Here is a 19491-nt window from a genome sequence, read left to right as displayed (position 1 = left end):
ACTCAGAAGTGAAACGCCGTAGCGCCGATGGTAGTGTGGGGTCTCCCCATGCGAGAGTAGGGAACTGCCAGGCATCAAACAAGCAATAACCCCAGCCGGAAGGTTGGGGTTTTTTGCGTTTGCGGGACGGATAAAAGTTACCCTCAAAGATCTGTTTTGCCTCTATAGCGAAGCCTCATGTGAAAACATGGGGCTTTTTTGCAATCAAAATTCAGCCTTTATCCTGAAAAAGAGCGAGATCTTCCGGGGTATTTATATTGATAAAAGCCCGCTCATCCTCGAAATTAACCGCTTTACCCCCCATTTCCTGCAGGAAAAACATCAGCTTGCGATCGCCTCGTTGCAGATACGCTTCAAGCTGAGGCGCCAGACTCCTGTGGACCAAAGCCAGGGTAGGATGATCCCGTTCACCGCTCTGTACCCAGGCAACCTTAGCCCGATCCTCTTTTCCCTGCCAAAGCTGGCTTACCAAATTTGCCGGAAGAAAGGGGGTATCGCAGGAGGCAAAAATCGCCCACTCGGTGTTAATTCGCTTTAATGCGGTCAACATCCCAGCCAATGGCCCCGCAAATCCGCTAAAAGTATCGGCAAAAACGTCGCAGCCACTCTGCTGATAACGTTCAGTGTGGCGATTAGCGCTGATAAGAACCTGGGTAACCTGCGGCTGTAAGATTGCCAGAACATGTTGATAAAGTGGTTTGCCATGCAACATAACCAGCCCTTTATCCCCTCCCTGCATTCTGGACCCTCTGCCTCCGGCCAGGATCACCCCGCTGACATCCTCTACTCTGTATTTAACTGGCTGAGTCATACGCCACAATACCCCTCTTTTCATGTGGGATTAAAGCTGGTAACCTGGCTTCCTCTTCAGACCAAAAGGAACCTTGTTATGAAATGCCACCGTCTTAATGAACTCATTTCTCTTCTGCAACCTGAGTGGCAGAAAGAGCCGGATCTCAATCTGATGCAATTTTTGCAGAAACTGGCATCTGAGTCAGGTTTTAACGGGCCGATTGACGAACTGACAGATGATATTCTGATCTATCACCTCAAAATGCGCAGTATGGAAAAAGATGAGCAGATCCCGGGCCTTAAGAAAGACTACGAGGATGATTTTAAGACTGCTCTGCTTCGTGCGAGGGGCGTGATTAAAGATTAAACCCCGCTGTTACCCGCTGCCAGCTGAGTTTAATGATATCCTTAACGGCTAATTCAAGCTATGAGCCTGCCGGATGAAAGAACCCGCTTTTAACTTTCAACATCTCGATCCCGATACTATCCTGGATGCGCTCTGGGAGACCGGGATCCGCGTGGAGTCGGGACTTACCGCGCTCAACAGCTATGAAAACCGGGTGTATCAGTTCGCTGATGAAGATCGAAATCGCTATGTGGTGAAGTTTTACCGACCACAACGCTGGTCACAACAGCAGATAGCAGAAGAACATCAGTTCACTGCAGAACTGTTTGCGGATGAAGTTCCCGTAGCGGCTCCTCTGGTGTTGCAGGGAAAAACGCTGCATCAGCATAATGGCTACCTTTATACTGTTTTCCCAAGCCTTGGTGGCCGCCAGTACGAAACGGACAATTACGACCAGCTTGAGTGGGTAGGCCGATTTCTGGGCCGGATCCATCAGACCGGTCGCAAGAGTACCTTTGATGTGCGGCCCACTATTGGGCTGGAAGAATACATCGACGAGCCGCTTCAGGTATTTGAAGCCAGTAGCTTAATTCCGGCTAAGTTGAAAACAGCATTATTGGCCAGCGTTCGGCTGATAGGCACAACTTTACAAAAATACTGGCATACTCAGTGGCAGCCTTTGCGCCTGCATGGTGACTGTCATCCCGGTAATATTCTCTGGCGTGATGGCCCGTTATTTGTCGACCTCGATGATGCCCGTAACGGCCCAGCCGTACAGGATTTATGGATGCTGATAAACGGCGATCTTCAGGAGCAGCGCCTGCAGTGGGATATTCTGTTAGAGGCTTACAGCGAATTCTGTGAGTTCGATACACACGAATTGTCACTTATTGAACCTTTACGCGCTATGCGGATGGTTTATTATCTGGCGTGGGTTGTTCGCCGCTGGCAAGACCCTGCATTTCCTGCAAGTTTTCCGTGGATGACGGATGAAGATTTTTGGCGCAGGCAGATTTCACTATTTAACGAGCAGGCAAGGTTGTTGCAGGAGCCCCCGCTGCAGCTGACGCCCGCATACTAAGGCTTGACCGTCTTTTCCGGTTTTGCCCCTTTTGCTGTTAGGAGAGAGTTTCACGATGAAAAAGATTTGGTTTGCGCTGGTTGGTCTTGTTTTGGCTTTCAGCGCGTCAGCAGCCCAGTTTACGGATGGCCAGCAATACGTGACGATGCAGAAACCCGTCGCTGGCGAGCCTCAGGTTCTCGAGTTCTTCTCTTTCTTCTGCCCTCACTGCTATGAGTTTGAAAACGTCTGGCATGTTAGTGATGCTGTTAAAAAAGGCGTCCCTGCGGGCACTAAAGTGACCAAGTATCACGTTGAGTTCCTGGGCGGCGATATGGGTAAAACCGTGACTCAGGCCTGGGCTGTGGCTATGGCACTGGGTGTAGAAGATAAAGTCACTACGCCACTCTTTGATGGCATTCAGAAAACACAGACCATCACTGATGCTGCCAGCCTGAAAGACGCTTTCGTGAAAGCGGCAGGTATTACACCGGAAGCTTATGACGGTGCCTGGAACAGCTTCGTGGTGAAATCTCTGGTAGCCCAGCAGGAAAAAGCGGCAGCAGATGTTCAGCTGCAGGGCGTTCCGGCAATGTTTGTTAACGGCAAATACATGGTTAACAACGGCGGACTTGATACCAGCTCAATGGATAACTATGTACAGCAATATGCCAACGTAGTGAAATTCCTGCTGACTCAGAAGTAATTCCAGTCAGTCTGCAACGCCGGCTTATTGCCGGCGTTGTTGTTTTCGTCTTTCGGTGGGCGCTTCTCCACGGAATAAACATGCTGAGAAGATCCTTATTGAGAGGCATAGATCCTGTGCGATCGGTTGTGGCAATAATTAATATCCACATTAAACTTATTCCGTAAAACCTAAAGTAATTCCTGGCGAATAACTTTAACTTATTGAAAACAGGTTTTTTTTGTTTTTATGAAGACATTTTATTCTGCCGATGCAAAAGCAGGATCATTTTTACGCACAAACTTATCCACAGCTTATTCCTGCGTCACCTCCCGCAAAATCAACAGCTCAATGAAGTTTATCCGCCAGGTTATTTCATCTTTGGTACTCAGCTGTGGCATCCTTACCGCATTGAAAAAACCAACGAAGAACGTGACGACTTATGGCACAAATTGCAGAAAACCCGCTAATTCTGGTAGATGGCTCTTCTTACCTCTATCGCGCTTACCACGCGTTCCCTCCGCTGACCAACAGCGCAGGACAACCTACAGGCGCGATGTACGGTGTACTGAATATGTTGCGCAGCCTGCTGCTGCAATATAAGCCCAGCCATGTGGCGGTGGTTTTTGATGCCAAAGGCAAAACCTTCCGTGATGAGCTCTTCGAAGCCTATAAATCCCACCGTCCACCGATGCCGGATGACCTGCGAGCGCAGATCGAGCCGCTGCATAATATGGTCCGGGCGATGGGCTTGCCTTTGCTGGCCGTCAGCGGCGTGGAAGCGGATGACGTTATCGGCACGCTGGCTCTGGAAGCCGGTAAAAAAGGCAAACCGGTCTTAATCAGCACCGGCGATAAAGATATGGCGCAGCTGGTAACGCCAGATATCACGCTGATTAACACGATGAACAACGCTATTCTCGGTCCTGATGAAGTGGTGGAGAAATATGGTATTCCGCCTGAATTGATCATCGACTTCCTCGCTCTGATGGGCGACGCATCCGACAACATTCCTGGCGTACCGGGCGTGGGCGAGAAAACAGCTCAGGCGCTGCTTCAGGGGCTGGGCGGAATTAAAGAGATTTATGAGAATCTGGATAAGGTTGCCAGTCTGACCTTCCGTGGTGCAAAAACCATGGCGGCGAAACTGGAACAAAATAAAGAGATGGCACTGCTCTCTTATCAGCTGGCGACCATCAAAACGGACGTGGAATTAGAGCTGACCAGTGAACAGCTGACGGTCAATCAGCCAGCGGTTGAAGAGTTACTGGGCATGTTCCGTGAATATGAGTTCAAGCGCTGGATCACCGATCTGGAAGAAGGAAAGTGGCTGCAGGGCAAAAAGAGCAATCCTGCTGCGCAAAAAGCGCTGGTTGAACAAGTTGAAGAGCAGGCAGAAGCCACAAGCACGCTCTCTGCTGACGGTTACGTCACTATCCTTGATGAAGAGACTTTTGACAGCTGGCTGAAGAAATTACAGGCCAGCTCACTGTTTGCTTTCGATTTGGAAACTGACTCGCTGGATACGCTCAGCGCCAATATCGTGGGTCTTTCCTTCGCTATTGAGCCTGGTGTAGCGGCCTATTTGCCTGTCGCCCATGATTACCTTGATGCGCCAGCTCAGCTGGATCGCAAAACCGTTTTAGCGCGCCTCAAGCCGCTGCTGGAAGACCCTAAGTTGCTCAAGGTAGGTCAGAACCTGAAATACGATCGCGGCGTGCTGAAGAATTACGACATCGAGTTGCAAGGCATCAAGTTCGACACCATGCTGGAGTCCTATGCACTGAACAGCGTAGGTGGCCGTCATGATATGGATACGCTCTCTTCACGCTGGCTGAACCATAAAACGGTCTCTTTTGAGGAGATTGCTGGCAAAGGCAAAAAGCAGCTGACCTTTAACCAGATCGATCTGGAGCAGGCCGCGCATTATGCTGCCGAAGATGCTGATGTGACGTTGCAGCTGCACCTGAAGATGTGGCCAGAGCTGGAGAAGGAGCAGGGACCGAAGCAGGTGTTCGAGAATATCGAAATGCCGCTGCTGACGGTGATCTCACGCATTGAACGCAATGGGGTGTTAATCGATCAGGGGATCCTGGCCGCCCATTCAAAAGAGCTGACCGTACGCCTGGCAGAGCTGGAGCAAAAGGCGCATGAACTGGCCGGTGAGCCGTTCAACCTCTCATCACCGAAGCAGCTGCAGACCATTTTGTTTGAAAAGCAGGGCATCAAGCCAACGAAGAAAACCCCAGGCGGTGCGCCTTCAACCAGTGAAGAAGTGCTGGCTGAACTGGCGCTGGATTATCCTTTGCCGAAGGTCATCCTCGAAAACCGCGGTTTAGCCAAGCTGAAGTCGACCTATACCGACAAGCTGCCGTTGATGATTAACCCGATCACCGGACGCGTGCATACTTCTTACCATCAGGCGGTAACGGCGACCGGACGACTTTCCTCGACCGATCCAAACCTGCAGAATATTCCTGTGAGGAACGAAGAAGGCCGTCGTATACGTCAGGCTTTCATAGCCTCAAAAGGCCATAAGATTGTCGCAGCGGACTACTCGCAGATTGAGTTACGCATCATGGCGCACCTGTCTCAAGATAAAGGGTTATTGAGCGCTTTTGCTGAAGGTAAGGATATTCACCGCGCTACTGCTGCCGAAGTGTTTGGCATGGCGCTGGATAAAGTTACCGGCGAACAGCGCCGCAGCGCTAAAGCGATCAACTTTGGCCTGATTTATGGCATGAGTGCTTTCGGCCTGTCTCGCCAGCTGAATATTGGTGCGGGTGAAGCTAAGAAGTATATGGACTTGTACTTTGAACGCTATCCGGGCGTGCTGGACTATATGGAAAGCACGCGTCAGCAGGCAGCGGAAAAAGGCTATGTCTCAACGTTGGATGGCCGACGCCTTTATCTGCCGGATATCAATGCCAGCAATGCGATGCGCCGTAAGGCGGCCGAGCGCGCGGCAATCAATGCGCCAATGCAGGGAACAGCGGCCGATATCATCAAAAAAGCGATGATTGCGGTTGATGGCTGGCTGACACCGCAGCCGACGCAAGATGTGAAAATGATCATGCAGGTACACGATGAACTGGTCTTTGAAGTGAAATCCTCAGAAGTGGAAGCGGCTACGGCAAAAATCCGCGATCTGATGGAAAACAGCATGAAACTGGACGTTCCGCTGCAGGTGGATGTCGGTGTTGGCGATAACTGGGAGCAGGCGCACTAATCTCCCGGCCAGTCACGGATGAGACTGATTTTATAGCAAATTCAGTCTCATTTTTTATCCATAAGAAAATGATTTAGTTCCCCCTTGTCCTCCAGCCTTCGCTCGCTCTGCCGTTCAGAATTTCACCTAAGCAGTTATCCTGGAAGCATTTTTTTTGTAATTAAGCTACAGGCAGCGACGTTTTCTGTGAGCTGAGTTGGATAACACAGGGTGTTTTCTGAAAATTAACTACAAAAAACCCTTTTGAGGGCCGAAAAAATCCTGTAGAGTTTCAGTTGTAGGGTACAGAGGTAAGATGTTCTATCTTTCAAACCTTTTACTTCACGTAATCGGATTTGGCTGAATATTTTAGCCGCCCCAGTTGTTATGACTGGGGCGTTTTTTATTGGGCGCTATCTGGCCCAAAGGCGGGAAAAGCTTACTCGGCAGGCGCTTCTTCTTCTTCGTCTTCTACTGCTGGCGGAAGCTCACTGAACCAGGTGTTCAACTGATCGCTCAGTTTATCAACGCCGATTTTCTTCAATGAAGAGAACATTTCTACCCGAACATCCCCAATAAATCCTTTCGCTGTTTCACGTACCGCGTTCAGCTGCGCTTTACGTGCGCCAGAAGCCAGCTTATCGGCTTTGGTTAACAGCACCAGCACCTGAATGCCGCTCTGCACTGCCCACAGAATCATTTGCTGGTCTAAATCCTTCAGCGGATGGCGGATATCCATCAACACCACCAGACCTTTCAGACACTGGCGCTCACGCAGGTATTCTGCCAACGCCTTCTGCCACTTCAGCTTCATCTCTTCCGGCACTTGGGCAAAACCATAGCCTGGCAAGTCGACCAGACGATAGCCTTCGGCCACCTGGAAAAGGTTGATCAATTGCGTACGGCCAGGCGTTTTACTGGTACGAGCCAGGGCCTTTTGATTGGTCAGCGTATTCAGTGCGCTGGATTTGCCCGCGTTGGAACGACCGGCAAAGGCCACTTCAAGGCCGGTATCGGCTGGAAGGTGACGAATGTCAGGGGCACTGGTGACAAAATGGGTAACGTGATAATTCCAGCCAGACAAAATAAAAACTCCAGATAATAAGGTCAATTGCGCTGAGTATACCCTGTATAGAATGAAAGCGCCCAACCGACCTTTTTACGGCGGAGGTTTTGTAGGAGATCGGCTATTAAATTTGCCAGAAGTTTCCTCTTTTTCATCCTTTATTAATCAAACAAAACATTTAATAACAGTTGGTTATATCTGTTATCGCCTTTCCGAAAACAAATTTGTTCTCGACCCTACCTTGTGAGTTTGACCAATTAGTCTAAAGTCATTGGCAGAACCAGGGCGGTTCTCTTCAGGATGAAGTGCTTATGGACACCAGGACGGTGTAGAGCAGGGATGGAGCGTGTTGCGGAGCGGCAACACCACAAGGAAAGGATCGAGTCCAGGAGTGGACCCTCAGGCAACGGAAAACCGGGATGTTGGCTGCTCAAAAGGATGCTGACTTAGTCAGTCCTTCTGCGGAAGGTGCGAAAAAAGGCGACAGGGTGACCTGGCGCCTTTTTTCTTTGTCTGCTTTCTGCTAGATTCCGCCGCAATTCTATACTGAATATAAATCGTCTGAGAGCAGAAAACATGAAGCAACCCGCACGCGCGCCCCAGGATAAAAAACCGGCAGCAAAAACCCAGCGCAAAACGCGTGATGAATCCAACGCGGAAGCGCGCGATCGTAAGCGCGACAAGAAGCATCGCGGTAATGCCTCTGGCAGCCGTGCTAATCCGGTAACCGTGAACAAGAAGAGCGGCGAAAGTGCCGTCAGCAAAGATCCGCGTATTGGCAGCAAAAAGCCGATCGCCCTTGGCCCGGTTGTCGCAGAGGCTAAGCCAGCGAAGAAAGTGGCTAAAGTCGCAAAACCTGCTGAAGAGCAAAAAGTCCTGCTGTCGCCGGAAGAAGAGCTGGCGAAGCTTGAGAATGACGAACGTCTGGATACCTTGCTGGATCGCCTGGAAAAAGCTGAGACGCTGTCAGCTGAAGATCAGGCCTGGCTGGATCAGACGCTTGACCGCATCGACGTGCTGATGGAAGAGCTGGGCATCGCACTGGACGATGGCGCGGAAGATGAGCAGGCAGAAGAAGATATGTACCGCCTGCTGAAAGGCGGCCAGTAACCTTTCTGCGTTATCTGGGTAAAATTGAGGTGGCGCACGGTTGCGCTGCCCTTTTCTAAAGGTTTCTCTGCTAATGAATTGGCCTGGATCAATTTTCGTGCTGATTATGCTCTGCAGCCTTGGCTGGTTATTCGTTAAACTACGTCGTCTTTCGCGGTTGAAAACCCGACTGCACAGAGCGACCGTCCGCCAGTCTACCAGGCACACACCTTTCACCCGACGGTCGGCATCCAGACGCCAACGCAGGAGTGAACACCGTGTCGCAGATGATTGAATGGGATCAACGCCTGATCCAGAAGTACAATATCTCTGGTCCCCGTTATACCTCCTATCCTACCGCGCTGGAATTCAACGAGCACTACGACGAGGCGGCTTTTCAACAGGCTACGCAGCGTTATCCCAATCGTCCTCTGTCACTCTATATCCATATTCCGTTTTGCCACCGGCTTTGCTACTTCTGCGGCTGCAATAAGGTCGTCACGCGGCAGCAGCAGAAGGCAGATGTCTATCTGGATGCGTTGGCCAGTGAAATTCAGTCACGCGCTGAATTATTTCGTGGCCGAACCGTCAGCCAGATGCATTGGGGTGGCGGCACACCCACTTATTTAAATAAGAGCCAGATTACCCGCCTGATCACGCTGCTGCGCCAGGCCTTTACCTTCAGTGAAGAGGCAGAGCTGTCGATAGAGGTCGATCCACGGGAAATAGAACTGGATGTGTTGGACCATCTGCGAGCCGCTGGTTTCAACCGCCTGAGCATGGGCGTGCAGGACTTCAATAAGGACGTGCAGGAGAAGGTGAACCGGGTTCAGGATGAACAGGTTATCGTTGATCTTATTGCTCGTGCGCGCCAGGTAGGCTTTGCCTCCACCAGCCTGGACCTTATCTACGGCTTACCTGCACAGACGCCAGAGAGTTTTGCCTTTACGTTGCAGAAAGTTATCGCCCTCAACCCGGATCGATTAAGCGTATTTAATTACGCGCATATGCCGGCTTTGTTTGCCGCTCAGCGCAAAATCAAAGAAGCCGACCTGCCTTCTGCCCAGCAAAAAATGGATATCCTGCAGCAGTCCATCGCCATGCTGACGGGCGAGGGTTATCAGTTTATTGGTATGGACCATTTTGCCCTCCCGGACGATGAGTTGGCGGTGGCCCAGCGGGAAGGCAAGTTGCACCGTAATTTCCAGGGCTACACCACGCAGGGCGACAGCGATTTACTGGGAATGGGCGTTTCGGCCATCAGCATGATCGGCGACAGCTATGCTCAGAACGAAAAAGAGCTGAAATCCTGGTATGCCGCTCTGGCTGAAAAGCAAACGGCTTTGTGGCGCGGCGTGAAGTTGTCGGCCGATGATTGTCTGCGGCGCGATGTGATCAAAACGCTGATGTGTAATTTCGCACTGAATTTTGCCGATTTCGACACCGGCGAGCAGGCTTTTAGCGACTATTTTGCTGAAGATCTGGCTCTGTTAGCGCCTTTCATCAAGGACGAGCTGGTTGAGTGCCACGAGAAGGGCCTTCAGGTGACGGCTAAGGGGCGTTTGCTGGTAAGGAATGTCTGTATGTGCTTTGACGTCTATCTTCGTCAGAAGGCGCGTGTGCAGCAATTTTCACGGGTGATCTGATCGCCAGAAAACAACAAGGCCGGACATAAACTGTTCCGGCCTTTTTTTATCGCAACGGATAAGCGCTATCCGCTACTCCATTCCAAGCTCTTTCAACTTGCGGGTCAGGGTATTTCGGCCCCATCCCAGCAAACGTGCTGCTTCCTGCTTGTGCCCTTGCGTATGACGCAAAGCGGTAGTCAGCAGCGTTCGCTCCATTTCGGGTTGAGCTTCTGACAGCAGGTTTTGATGACCGGAACGCAGCGCGCGATCGGCCCACTGTGCCAGCAACGTTGCCCAGCTGTCCGGCAGAGACTGCACCGGATTTTCTGGCGTTGAGGTCTCAAACAGCTCTGAAGGCAAGTCCTGGATCAACACTTCCTGTCCGGCAGCCATAACGGTCAGCCAGCGGCAGGTGTTCTCCAGCTGACGAACGTTCCCTGACCAGTGAAGCCGGGTAAGGGCTGTTTCCGTTTCCGGATGCAGGATCTTCGCTTCAACGCCCAGCTCCCTTGCAGCAACCTGCAGGAAGTAACGTGCCAGCCGCGGAATATCTTCACGGCGTTCACGCAGTGGCGGCAGATGCACACGGATCACGTTCAGGCGGTGGAATAAATCCTCGCGGAATTTGCCTTCCTGTACCCGTAGCTCCAGGTTCTGGTGGGTTGCAGCAATAATTCGCACATCCACTTTCACCGGCGCATAGCCGCCCACGCGATAGAACTGGCCGTCAGCCAGTACGCGCAGCAAGCGAGTTTGCACATCCATCGGCATATCACCGATTTCATCCAGGAACAGCGTGCCGCCGTCAGCCTGCTCAAAACGGCCCTGGCGAATTTGATTAGCGCCGGTAAAGGCCCCTTTCTCATGGCCGAACAGCTCTGACTCAATCAGGTCTTTCGGGATAGCCGCCATATTCAGCGCGATAAACGGCGCTTTTGCCCGAGGGCTGTGGCGGTGCAGAGCGTGGGCTACCAGCTCTTTACCCGTACCGGATTCGCCGTTGATCAGTACGCTGATCGACGAACGGGAAAGACGACCAATAATGCGGAAAACATCCTGCATCGCTGGCGCTTCGCCAATGATGTCGGTAGTCGGACCGCTAACCGGTTGATTACGAGGCTGCTGTTGTTCCTGGTAATGGCTGATGGCCCTTTCTACCAGCGCAACTGCTTCATCGATATCAAACGGCTTTGGCAGATAATCGAACGCGCCTTGTTGATAAGCGCTGACCGCCGCATCCAGATCGGAATGGGCCGTCATTATGATGACCGGAAGCATCGGATGACGCTGCTTAATTTGTTTCAGCAGTGCCAGTCCATCCATGCCAGGCATACGAATATCTGAAAGTAAAACGTCTGGGGTTTTACTGGCAAGGGCATCCAGCACCTCATTAGCGCTGTCAAATGTGGCGCAGTTCAAACCGGCTCCAGTGAGCGCGCGTTCAAGCACCCAGCGGATGGAGCTATCGTCATCGACGATCCAAACTATCCCTCGTTGCATAGAAACCTCACTGGCGAATAGGCAGAAATACCGAAAATTCAGTGTGACCAGGCCAACTGCTAAATTCTATTTTTCCCGAATGCTGATCGATCAGGCTTCTGGCAATCGACAGGCCTAAACCAGTGCCGCCTTCTCGCCCACTCACCATCGGATAAAACAGCGTATCCTGCAGTTGTGCCGGAATGCCTGGGCCATCATCTTCCACATCGATGCGGGCCACCAGGCGATAGCGTACGCCGTGGAGCGTTAACTGAAACGCCGTGCGGGTACGAAGTGTAATAGTGCCGCCTTCTTCACCCAACGCCTGAAGCGCGTTGCGTACTACGTTCAGCAGAACTTGTTCAATCTGATCCGGGTCGTGCGGCAGCTCAGGCAGGCTGGGATCGTAATCCCGTACCAGCGTGACGTTATCGGGCAGCTCCATCGACACCAGGTTCACTATGCGTTCAGCGACCTGATGGATACTCTGCGTGACGTGCATTCCCGGCTGCTGCGGACCCAGCAGGCGATCAACCAGATTGCGCAGGCGGTCTGCCTGTTCAATGATCACCTTGGTATATTCTGTTAATGACGGATCGGGCAGGGCTTTCGCCAGCAGCTGTGCTGCGCCACGCAATCCTCCCAGCGGGTTTTTAATTTCATGTGCCAGACCACGGACTAAATCCCTGGCGGCGACCTGCTGAGCATGTTGAATTTGTTCCTGACTGAGACGGCGCTGATTATCCATCGGGGCCATTTCAAGCAGAATTAAGCCTTCAGGCAGACGCTGTGCGGTTAACGACATTATATGCGCACGGCTGTCGACCACTAAAGTCACTTCACTGTCGGTAAAACCCTGACCTGCATCCAGACTCTCAAGCATGACGTCGATATTTAATGAAAAATATCCCATCAGTTCCGGCAGCGGTAAACCAAATAGCTTGCGGGAGCTTTGCGCTAACAGTTGCTGGGCAGCTGGGTTGGCGTAATGCACCACCAGTTCGCTGTCGACAAGCAAAATACTGTTAATTAGGGAATTGAGAATCTGCCCAGCATCGGGCAGCGTGCCTGTTGCCATACAGCCTTCTCCTGCACCGTTTTAGTGCATTATAGTCCTGAAACCCGACATTCTTCTTGCTGGACGATGAATTCGTGGTGAAAAAAGCCCATCCGGAGATGGGCTTGAATTTTCCACGGCAACAAAGACTGTCTTACCTGTTAAACGCTGTAGTACAGCTCGAACTCAACAGGGTGTGGAGTCATGCGAACGCGGTCAATCTCGTCTTTACGCAGATCGATGTAAGCCTGGATAGCGTCGTCAGTGAATACGCCGCCACGGGTCAGGAACTCGCGGTCTTCGTTCAGTGCTGCCAGAGCTTCGTCCAGTGAACCAGCCACTTTAGGGATCTCAGCTTCTTCTTCCGGCGGCAGGTCGTACAGGTTTTTGTCCATCGCATCGCCAGGGTGGATCTTGTTGATGATGCCATCCAGGCCAGCCATCAGCAGTGCAGCGAAGCACAGGTACGGGTTAGCCGCTGGATCAGGGAAGCGAGCTTCGATACGACGAGCTTTCGGGCTGGCAACCACTGGGATACGGATAGAAGCAGAACGGTTACGGGCTGAGTAAGCCAGCATAACTGGCGCTTCGTAGCCTGGGACCAGACGCTTGTAGGAGTTAGTCGTTGGGTTCGCCATGGCGTTGATCGCTTTAGCGTGCTTGATAACACCCCCGATGTAATACAGCGCCATTTCAGACAGGCCGCCGTATTTGTCACCAGCGAACAGGTTGTTACCGTCTTTAGACAGTGACATGTGGCAGTGCATACCAGAACCGTTATCACCAAACATTGGCTTCGGCATGAAGGTCGCGGTTTTGCCGTACGCGTGAGCCACGTTGTGAACAACGTATTTGTAGATCTGAATTTCGTCCGCTTTTTTGGTCATGGTGTTGAAGCGGGTTGCCACTTCGTTCTGACCAGCTGTAGCCACTTCGTGGTGATGAGCTTCAACAACCAGACCCATCTGCTCCATGGTCAGACACATAGCAGAACGGATGTCCTGTGAGGAGTCGACTGGTGGCACCGGGAAGTAACCGCCTTTCAGACCTGGACGGTGGCCTTTGTTGCCGCCTTCGTAGGCTTTACCGCTGTTCCAGTAAGCTTCAACATCGTCGATTGCGACATGGGAACCGGACGTGCTGCTGCCGAAACGGATGTCATCGAACAGGAAGAATTCTGGCTCTGGTCCAAACAGAACGGTGTCTGCAATGCCAGAAGAGCGCAGGAAATCTTCAGCGCGCTTGGCGATGGAGCGTGGGTCACGATCGTAGCCCTGCATGGTGCCTGGCTCGAGAATGTCACAACGGATGATCAGGGTTGGATCTTCGAAGAATGGATCCAGCACAGCGGTGGTAACGTCTGGCATCAGAACCATGTCTGATTCGTTAATGCCTTTCCAGCCACCAATAGAGGAGCCGTCAAACATTTTGCCTTCTTCGAAGAAGTCAGCGTTAACCTGATGAGCAGGAATGGTGACGTGCTGTTCTTTACCTTTGGTATCGGTAAAACGCAGATCAACAAATTTGACTTCGTGCTCGTTCATCATCGACAGAACGTGTTCAGCGGACATACTTAACTCTCCTGGATTTTGTCATTGTCGTCGTGGTCAGAGATCTTCAAGGTGGACTTTGCTTATCTCGCATTGTCATCCGATAATAAAGATCTCTCACACGCTATCAACCGTTGTGAAAAACTGCATTCTTCGCTTGTAGGTATAAAGCGAAATCTATGCCAACTTTATTATTTACCTGAAAAAGCGCTATGATGCGCCCTCTCGTGATACGGGACCTGCACCATGATGGAAGTCGCGCACCATTTTGGTGCTATCGAGTGCTGACTGAGCACTATTCTGGTGCATTTTTTCGACGGAGTGCAATTCTTGCACTGTTTAAGGTGTGAAAAGCAATCCTGACAGTTATCTTTAATTGAAATTTGTGATCCTGTTCAGTCCTTCGATTAATCCGTGTACAATAGCGCGCTATTTCTAATGCCTGAGGCAAAGCTGTGATCGAAAATTTGCGTAACATCGCCATTATTGCCCACGTTGACCATGGTAAAACTACCCTGGTTGATAAACTGCTGCAGCAATCCGGGACGTTTGATGCCCGTACTGAAGCTACCGAGCGCGTAATGGACTCCAACGATTTGGAGAAAGAGCGTGGGATTACCATCCTCGCAAAAAACACCGCCATTAATTGGAATGACTACCGCATCAACATCGTGGATACCCCAGGACACGCCGACTTCGGCGGTGAGGTTGAGCGTGTGATGTCAATGGTTGACTCGGTGCTGCTGGTTGTGGATGCAATGGATGGCCCAATGCCGCAAACCCGCTTCGTGACCAAAAAAGCGTTTGCTAATGGTCTGAAGCCGATCGTTGTTATCAACAAAGTTGACCGTCCTGGCGCTCGTCCGGATTGGGTTGTTGACCAGGTCTTTGACCTGTTCGTTAACCTGGACGCGACTGATGAGCAGCTCGATTTCCCGGTTATCTATGCATCGGCCCTGAACGGCATCGCCGGTCTGGACCACAACGATATGGCTGAGGATATGACTCCGCTGTATCAGGCTATCGTGGATCACGTTGCTCCTCCGCAGGTTGAGGCAGACGCGCCATTCCAGATGCAGATTTCCCAGCTGGACTACAACAACTACGTGGGTGTTATCGGCATCGGCCGTATCAAACGCGGTAAAGTGAAGCCAAACCAGCAAGTCACCATCATCGACAGCGAAGGCAAAACCCGTAACGGTAAAGTCGGTAAAGTCCTGACTCACATGGGTCTGGAGCGTATCGAAGCCACCGAAGCCGAAGCTGGCGATATCATCGCTATCACCGGTCTGGGCGAGCTGAACATCTCCGACACTATCTGTGATCCACAGGCTGTTGAAGCGCTGCCAGCACTGAGCGTTGATGAACCAACCGTGACCATGTACTTCAACGTAAACACCTCTCCGTTCTGTGGTAAAGAAGGTAAGTATGTGACTTCACGTCAGATCCTTGACCGTCTGAACAAAGAACTGGTGCACAACGTTGCGCTGCGTGTTGAAGAAACCGAAGATTCTGACGCCTTCCGCGTTTCAGGTCGTGGTGAGCTTCACCTGTCCGTTCTGATTGAAAACATGCGTCGTGAAGGCTTCGAAATCGCCGTTTCACGTCCTAAAGTTATCAACCGTAAAATCGATGGCCGCATGCAAGAGCCGTTCGAGAACGTGACACTGGACATCGAAGAACAGCACCAGGGTTCTGTGATGCAGGCAATGGGCGAGCGTAAGGGTGATGTTAAAGACATGATCCCTGATGGCAAAGGCCGTATTCGTCTGGATTACCTGATCCCAGCTCGTGGACTGATCGGTTTCCGTACCGAATTCATGACCATGACTTCTGGTACTGGTCTGCTGTACTCCACTTTCAGCCACTACGATGATGTTCGTCAGGGTGAGATCGGCCAGCGCCAGAACGGCGTGTTGATCTCTAACGGCCAGGGTAAAGCAGTAGCCTTCGCCCTGTTCAGCCTGCAGGACCGCGGTAAGCTGTTCCTCGGCCACGGTGCTGAAGTGTATGAAGGCCAGGTTATCGGTATTCACTCACGTTCAAACGACCTGACCGTGAACTGCCTGACCGGTAAGAAGCTGACCAACATGCGTGCTTCCGGTACTGACGAAGCGACTACGCTGGTTCCGGCTATCAAGATGTCTCTGGAGCAGGCTCTGGAATTCATCGATGATGACGAACTGGTAGAAGTGACGCCAACATCTGTGCGTATTCGTAAACGTCACCTGACGGAAAACGATCGTAAACGCGCAAGCCGTGGTCCTAAAGAGTCTTAATGCTCTTTAAGCTGCGAGCTCCGGGTTAGCGTCATCGCCACCCGGAAAACGAAAAGCCGCTGAATTTCAGCGGCTTTTTTATTTGTGCAAAAAGCGATTAAAACGAATAGCGTAACCTTAAGCGAATACGATACTGTTCGCGGTTGTAGTCATTCCAGCGGTCCAGCCATTGATGCTCACTATACGGCACGCTTCCAAGGCAGTGTTACAGGCTTCACGCGTCTCGACGTATGGCCCGGCAAATGCCGAGCATGAAACCAATGAAATCAGTTAAGTAGTGGATTTTTTTCATAAATCCTCCCTGTTTCAGGTACGGAAGGGCCGCCCTTCCTGTAAACAGGAAGGGAATGCCGGCTGGATTTATCGTTATAACGTGATGGCTGACGCTTTATTCTCGTGGGTCATTTCAGACATGGGCGTTGGGTGTTTTTTCCGTTTCCCAATCTCCTCGATAATAAAAGCGAAACGCGTTTCATTGAGTTTATAAAACATTCCCATAGTGATCGCGGCAACAATCGCCAGGCCGCATGGCCAAAGAAATATTAGCTGGCGCAAGCCGAGCAGGGTGCCTGCGCTTTGTACCGCGTGGGGAATATAACCAATCTGCGTCAGCATAATGCCCGGCAGGAATCCGGCGAGCGCAGCGGAGATTTTGCGCGAAAACGTGTAGCCGGTATACACCGAGCCTTCAGCGCGTATGCCCGTTTTCCACTCACCATAATCGACGGTATCGGGCACCAGCGCCCAGTTCAGGCTGTTTACAAACGCCGTGCCGAAAAATGCCATGCACGAAAACAGCACAAACGACAGCGAGCTGTTTCCCCAGACAAAGTTCAGTATATCGCCCACGGCCCACAGCGTCAGTCCGCCCAGATAGACCTGTTTTTTGCCAAAGCGTTTCACTGCGCCAGGCACCAGCAAAACGCCCACCAGAATGCAGCCCATGCTGAAAAACCCCATCCACGAGAGCAGATGAATATCGTTGAGGACGTACTCGGTGTAATAGACCTGAATCGCCAGCTTGATATTGAAGGCTGCCAGCGTACACAGGTTGGCGATGCACAGCACCAGCAACGGCGGGTTGCGAAAAATCGCGCAGAACGATTTCATGATGCCGGGCTTATGGTGATCGGGCGTCACCGCCACGTAGCGCTCCTTTACACCGCTATAGCACCACCACATGCAGAACAGCCCAAGCGTCACGAACAGCAGCGCCGCCACCAGATAGCCCAGCGACTTTTGGCTGACGAAGAGCGCCTGAATCGGCATAAACCCTACGGTACACAACAACAATCCTACCGTTGCGCCTCCCTGACGCCATGCGGCCAGGTGCGCACGCTCGTTCGGGTTTTTGGTGATGGCGGGCACCATCGCCCCGTACGAGCAGTTCATCAGGCTATAGAACAGACCAAACATCATGAACAGCACGGTGGCGATGGCCGTTTTCACCGTCAGGCTAAAGTCGTTCGCTATAAACTGTGACGTCGCGACCAGTGCCACCGGGACAGAGGCGTACAAAATAAACGGTCTGAATTTTCCCCGTTCACCAATATTACGCCGTGAATCCAGCAGCACACCGGTCAGCATATCGGTGAACGCGGTGAAGAACTTTGCCACCAGGAAAATAATGCCGCCGTAAAATGCGGGCATACCCAGCTCATCGGTGTAAAACTTCAGCAGGTATAGCGTCCCGATACACAGCATCAGGTTCGAGCCAAAATCGCCCATACCGTAGGCGCACTTCTCGCGCAGGCTCAGCTTCAGGGTTAATGGATCAGTGTTGCGGTTCATAGTCGGTCCTCATCGCGCCCAGAGGAGCGCGATTGCAAAGTCATTCAGGCCGGACGTTTACGCAGCTCTATCTCTTCAACGATCCGCATGTACATCTTCTCGTTGAGGTTATAGAAGCATCCCATAGCAATAATGGTGATCACCGCGAGAAGGCTGGGATAGATGAAGATCAGTTGCCGCAAGCCTTCGACTGTTCCCGCCGACTGCACCACGTTAGGCACATAGCCGATTTGGGTCAGCATGATGCCAGGGAAGAAACCCGCCAGCGCCTGCGACACCTTGCGAAAGAAAGTAAATCCGGTATAGACCGTACCCTCTGAACGCACGCCGGTGCGCCACTCTCCGTATTCGACCGTATCGGAAACCAGCGCCCAGTTGAGGCTGTTCACAAATGCGGAGCCAAAGAATGCCAGGCATGAGAACGCGACAAAGCTGACCGATCCGCCGCCGAAGAAATAGTTCAGGAGATCGCCCGCTACCCAGATAAGCAGCCCGCTGATGTAGACTTTCTTCTTGCCGAAACGACGCACCGCGCCGGGCATCATAAAGACGCCGATAAAGATGCATCCCATGCTGAAGAAGCCCATATACGACAACAGAATGGGGTCGTTGAGCACGTATTGCGTGTAGTAAACCTGAATCGCCAGCTTGACGTTAAATGCGCCCAACGTGCACAGGTTCGCGATGCAGAGGATAAACAGCGGTCGGTTGCCCGCAATGGCGCGGAAGGACTGCAACAACCCCGGTTTCTGCGTCGGATGGGCAGGCTGAGGCTCGACATAGCGTTCCTTCACGCCGCGATAGCACCACCACATAAAGAACAGACCGAAGAGTGAAAACAGCGTGGCGGCAAAGATATACCCGGCTTGAGAGCTGCTTTCGATCAGGTTCATCACCGGCACAAACCCCACGGTACACAGCAGCAGGCCGAGCGTAGCACCGCCCTGACGCCATGCCGCCAGCGAGGCGCGCTCGTCAGGATTTTTCGTCATGGCCGGCACCATCGCGCCGTAGGAACAGTTCATCATGCTAAAGAACAGGCCATACAGCATGAACAGCAGGGTCGCCATCACCGTTTTACCGGTGATCTCAAACGGCGTACCGACAAAGTTGGCGATCGCCAGCAGCGTGACCGGGAAGGCGGCATAGAGTACGAACGGACGGAACTTGCCCTTCGGCCCAATCTTGCGCCGCGAGTCGAGCATAATCCCGGTACCCATATCGGTAAACGCGGTAAAGAACTTGGCGATCAGGAAGATAATGCCGCCGTAGGTGCCCGGTAATTCCAGCACGTCGGTGTAGAATTTCAGCAGATACAACGTGCCGATATCCAACAGGATATTGGAGCCCAGATCGCCCATCCCATAGGCGAGTTTTTCTTTAAACGGCAAGCGTAGGGTTGCCGGATCGGATGATGTTTGACTCATTATTCTTCTCCTTATGCCCGCAGGTTTCCCCGCG

The 19491-nt window shown here is 52.0% G+C and carries 14 protein-coding genes, 1 rRNA gene and 1 pseudogene; 8 read left to right on the top strand and 8 right to left on the bottom strand.

What is annotated here, in order from left to right:
• Nucleotides 1-73, top strand: a 5S ribosomal RNA gene (gene rrf, locus WCC56_RS07585); the annotation flags it as partial.
• 138 nt (nt 74-211) lie between these two features.
• Here rrf and mobA read toward each other — a convergent pair.
• On the bottom strand, nt 212-739 hold the full coding sequence (gene mobA / locus WCC56_RS07580; protein ID WP_424691792.1) for a molybdenum cofactor guanylyltransferase MobA: 528 nt from the start codon (nt 737-739) through the stop codon (nt 212-214).
• 150 nt (nt 740-889) lie between these two features.
• Here mobA and WCC56_RS07575 point away from each other — a divergent pair, with 150 nt between their 5' ends.
• The 4 genes from WCC56_RS07575 to polA all read left to right on the top strand — a co-directional run bounded on the left by WCC56_RS07575 (nt 890) and on the right by polA (nt 6112).
• Complete coding sequence (locus WCC56_RS07575) at nt 890-1159, top strand: YihD family protein (protein ID WP_424691783.1); 270 nt, start codon at nt 890-892, stop codon at nt 1157-1159.
• 73 nt (nt 1160-1232) lie between these two features.
• Nucleotides 1233-2219 (top strand): serine/threonine protein kinase, encoded by a 987-nt coding sequence (locus WCC56_RS07570; RefSeq protein ID WP_424691782.1) that lies wholly within the window; start codon nt 1233-1235, stop codon nt 2217-2219.
• 55 nt (nt 2220-2274) lie between these two features.
• Nucleotides 2275-2904, top strand: coding sequence for a thiol:disulfide interchange protein DsbA (gene dsbA, locus WCC56_RS07565; protein WP_424691781.1), 630 nt, complete (start codon nt 2275-2277; stop codon nt 2902-2904).
• A gap of 421 nt (nt 2905-3325) precedes the next feature.
• The gene (gene polA, locus WCC56_RS07560) at nt 3326-6112 is read left to right on the top strand and encodes a DNA polymerase I (protein WP_424691780.1); all 2787 of its coding nucleotides are present in this window, start codon (nt 3326-3328) and stop codon (nt 6110-6112) included.
• Nucleotides 6113-6530: 418 nt separating this feature from the next.
• Here polA and yihA read toward each other — a convergent pair whose 3' ends face one another.
• Nucleotides 6531-7175, bottom strand: coding sequence for a ribosome biogenesis GTP-binding protein YihA/YsxC (gene yihA / locus WCC56_RS07555; protein WP_424691779.1), 645 nt, complete (start codon nt 7173-7175; stop codon nt 6531-6533).
• Nucleotides 7176-7733: 558 nt separating this feature from the next.
• On the opposite strand from yihA, the gene yihI reads away from it, so the two are divergent.
• Both yihI and hemN read left to right on the top strand, forming a co-directional pair.
• Entirely contained in the window at nt 7734-8267 is a 534-nt protein-coding gene (gene yihI, locus WCC56_RS07550) for a Der GTPase-activating protein YihI (RefSeq protein WP_424691778.1), read from the top strand.
• A gap of 266 nt (nt 8268-8533) precedes the next feature.
• Nucleotides 8534-9892: an oxygen-independent coproporphyrinogen III oxidase gene (hemN, locus tag WCC56_RS07545; protein WP_424691791.1), complete on the top strand. Its 1359-nt coding sequence runs from the start codon at nt 8534-8536 to the stop codon at nt 9890-9892.
• Between the two features lie 72 nt (nt 9893-9964).
• On the opposite strand, the gene glnG is transcribed toward hemN, so the two are convergent.
• The 3 genes from glnG to glnA all read right to left on the bottom strand — a co-directional run bounded on the left by glnG (nt 9965) and on the right by glnA (nt 13981).
• On the bottom strand, nt 9965-11374 hold the full coding sequence (gene glnG, locus WCC56_RS07540) for a nitrogen regulation protein NR(I) (RefSeq protein WP_013200070.1): 1410 nt from the start codon (nt 11372-11374) through the stop codon (nt 9965-9967).
• Nucleotides 11375-11381: 7 nt separating this feature from the next.
• A complete protein-coding gene (gene glnL / locus WCC56_RS07535; protein ID WP_053145234.1) occupies nt 11382-12431 on the bottom strand; it encodes a nitrogen regulation protein NR(II) in 1050 nt (349 codons plus the stop codon).
• 140 nt (nt 12432-12571) lie between these two features.
• Nucleotides 12572-13981: a glutamate--ammonia ligase gene (gene glnA / locus WCC56_RS07530; protein WP_424691777.1), complete on the bottom strand. Its 1410-nt coding sequence runs from the start codon at nt 13979-13981 to the stop codon at nt 12572-12574.
• 434 nt (nt 13982-14415) lie between these two features.
• On the opposite strand from glnA, the gene typA reads away from it, so the two are divergent.
• Complete coding sequence (gene typA / locus WCC56_RS07525; protein WP_424691776.1) at nt 14416-16239, top strand: ribosome-dependent GTPase TypA; 1824 nt, start codon at nt 14416-14418, stop codon at nt 16237-16239.
• 97 nt (nt 16240-16336) lie between these two features.
• Here typA and ompL read toward each other — a convergent pair.
• From ompL to WCC56_RS07510, 3 genes and pseudogenes are all read right to left on the bottom strand, one after another.
• Nucleotides 16337-16429 (bottom strand): annotated as a pseudogene (ompL, locus tag WCC56_RS07520) (porin OmpL); the annotation flags it as partial.
• A gap of 176 nt (nt 16430-16605) precedes the next feature.
• Nucleotides 16606-18030, bottom strand: coding sequence for an MFS transporter (locus WCC56_RS07515; protein ID WP_424691775.1), 1425 nt, complete (start codon nt 18028-18030; stop codon nt 16606-16608).
• Nucleotides 18031-18074: 44 nt separating this feature from the next.
• Nucleotides 18075-19457: an MFS transporter gene (locus WCC56_RS07510; RefSeq protein WP_424691774.1), complete on the bottom strand. Its 1383-nt coding sequence runs from the start codon at nt 19455-19457 to the stop codon at nt 18075-18077.
• Nucleotides 19458-19491 lie beyond the last annotated feature (34 nt).

Origin of the sequence: Erwinia sp. (genome assembly GCF_049696395.1) — a bacterium.
Classification (GTDB): domain Bacteria; phylum Pseudomonadota; class Gammaproteobacteria; order Enterobacterales; family Enterobacteriaceae; genus Erwinia.
This window is presented reverse-complemented; position numbering and strand designations above follow the sequence as displayed.

Bases quoted from the DNA above. Each gene is read 5' to 3' on its own strand.
- yihI (WP_424691778.1), top strand. From the start codon at position 7,734: ATGAAGCAACCCGCACGCGCGCCCCAGGATAAAAAACCGGCAGCAAAA.
- WCC56_RS07510 (WP_424691774.1), bottom strand. From the start codon at position 19,457: ATGAGTCAAACATCATCCGATCCGGCAACCCTACGCTTGCCGTTTAAA.
- WCC56_RS07575 (WP_424691783.1), top strand. From the start codon at position 890: ATGAAATGCCACCGTCTTAATGAACTCATTTCTCTTCTGCAACCTGAG.
- mobA (WP_424691792.1), bottom strand. From the start codon at position 739: ATGCAGGGAGGGGATAAAGGGCTGGTTATGTTGCATGGCAAACCACTT.
- hemN (WP_424691791.1), top strand. From the start codon at position 8,534: ATGATTGAATGGGATCAACGCCTGATCCAGAAGTACAATATCTCTGGT.
- WCC56_RS07570 (WP_424691782.1), top strand. From the start codon at position 1,233: ATGAAAGAACCCGCTTTTAACTTTCAACATCTCGATCCCGATACTATC.
- WCC56_RS07515 (WP_424691775.1), bottom strand. From the start codon at position 18,030: ATGAACCGCAACACTGATCCATTAACCCTGAAGCTGAGCCTGCGCGAG.
- glnA (WP_424691777.1), bottom strand. From the start codon at position 13,981: ATGTCCGCTGAACACGTTCTGTCGATGATGAACGAGCACGAAGTCAAA.
- glnG (WP_013200070.1), bottom strand. From the start codon at position 11,374: ATGCAACGAGGGATAGTTTGGATCGTCGATGACGATAGCTCCATCCGC.
- glnL (WP_053145234.1), bottom strand. From the start codon at position 12,431: ATGGCAACAGGCACGCTGCCCGATGCTGGGCAGATTCTCAATTCCCTA.
- polA (WP_424691780.1), top strand. From the start codon at position 3,326: ATGGCACAAATTGCAGAAAACCCGCTAATTCTGGTAGATGGCTCTTCT.
- dsbA (WP_424691781.1), top strand. From the start codon at position 2,275: ATGAAAAAGATTTGGTTTGCGCTGGTTGGTCTTGTTTTGGCTTTCAGC.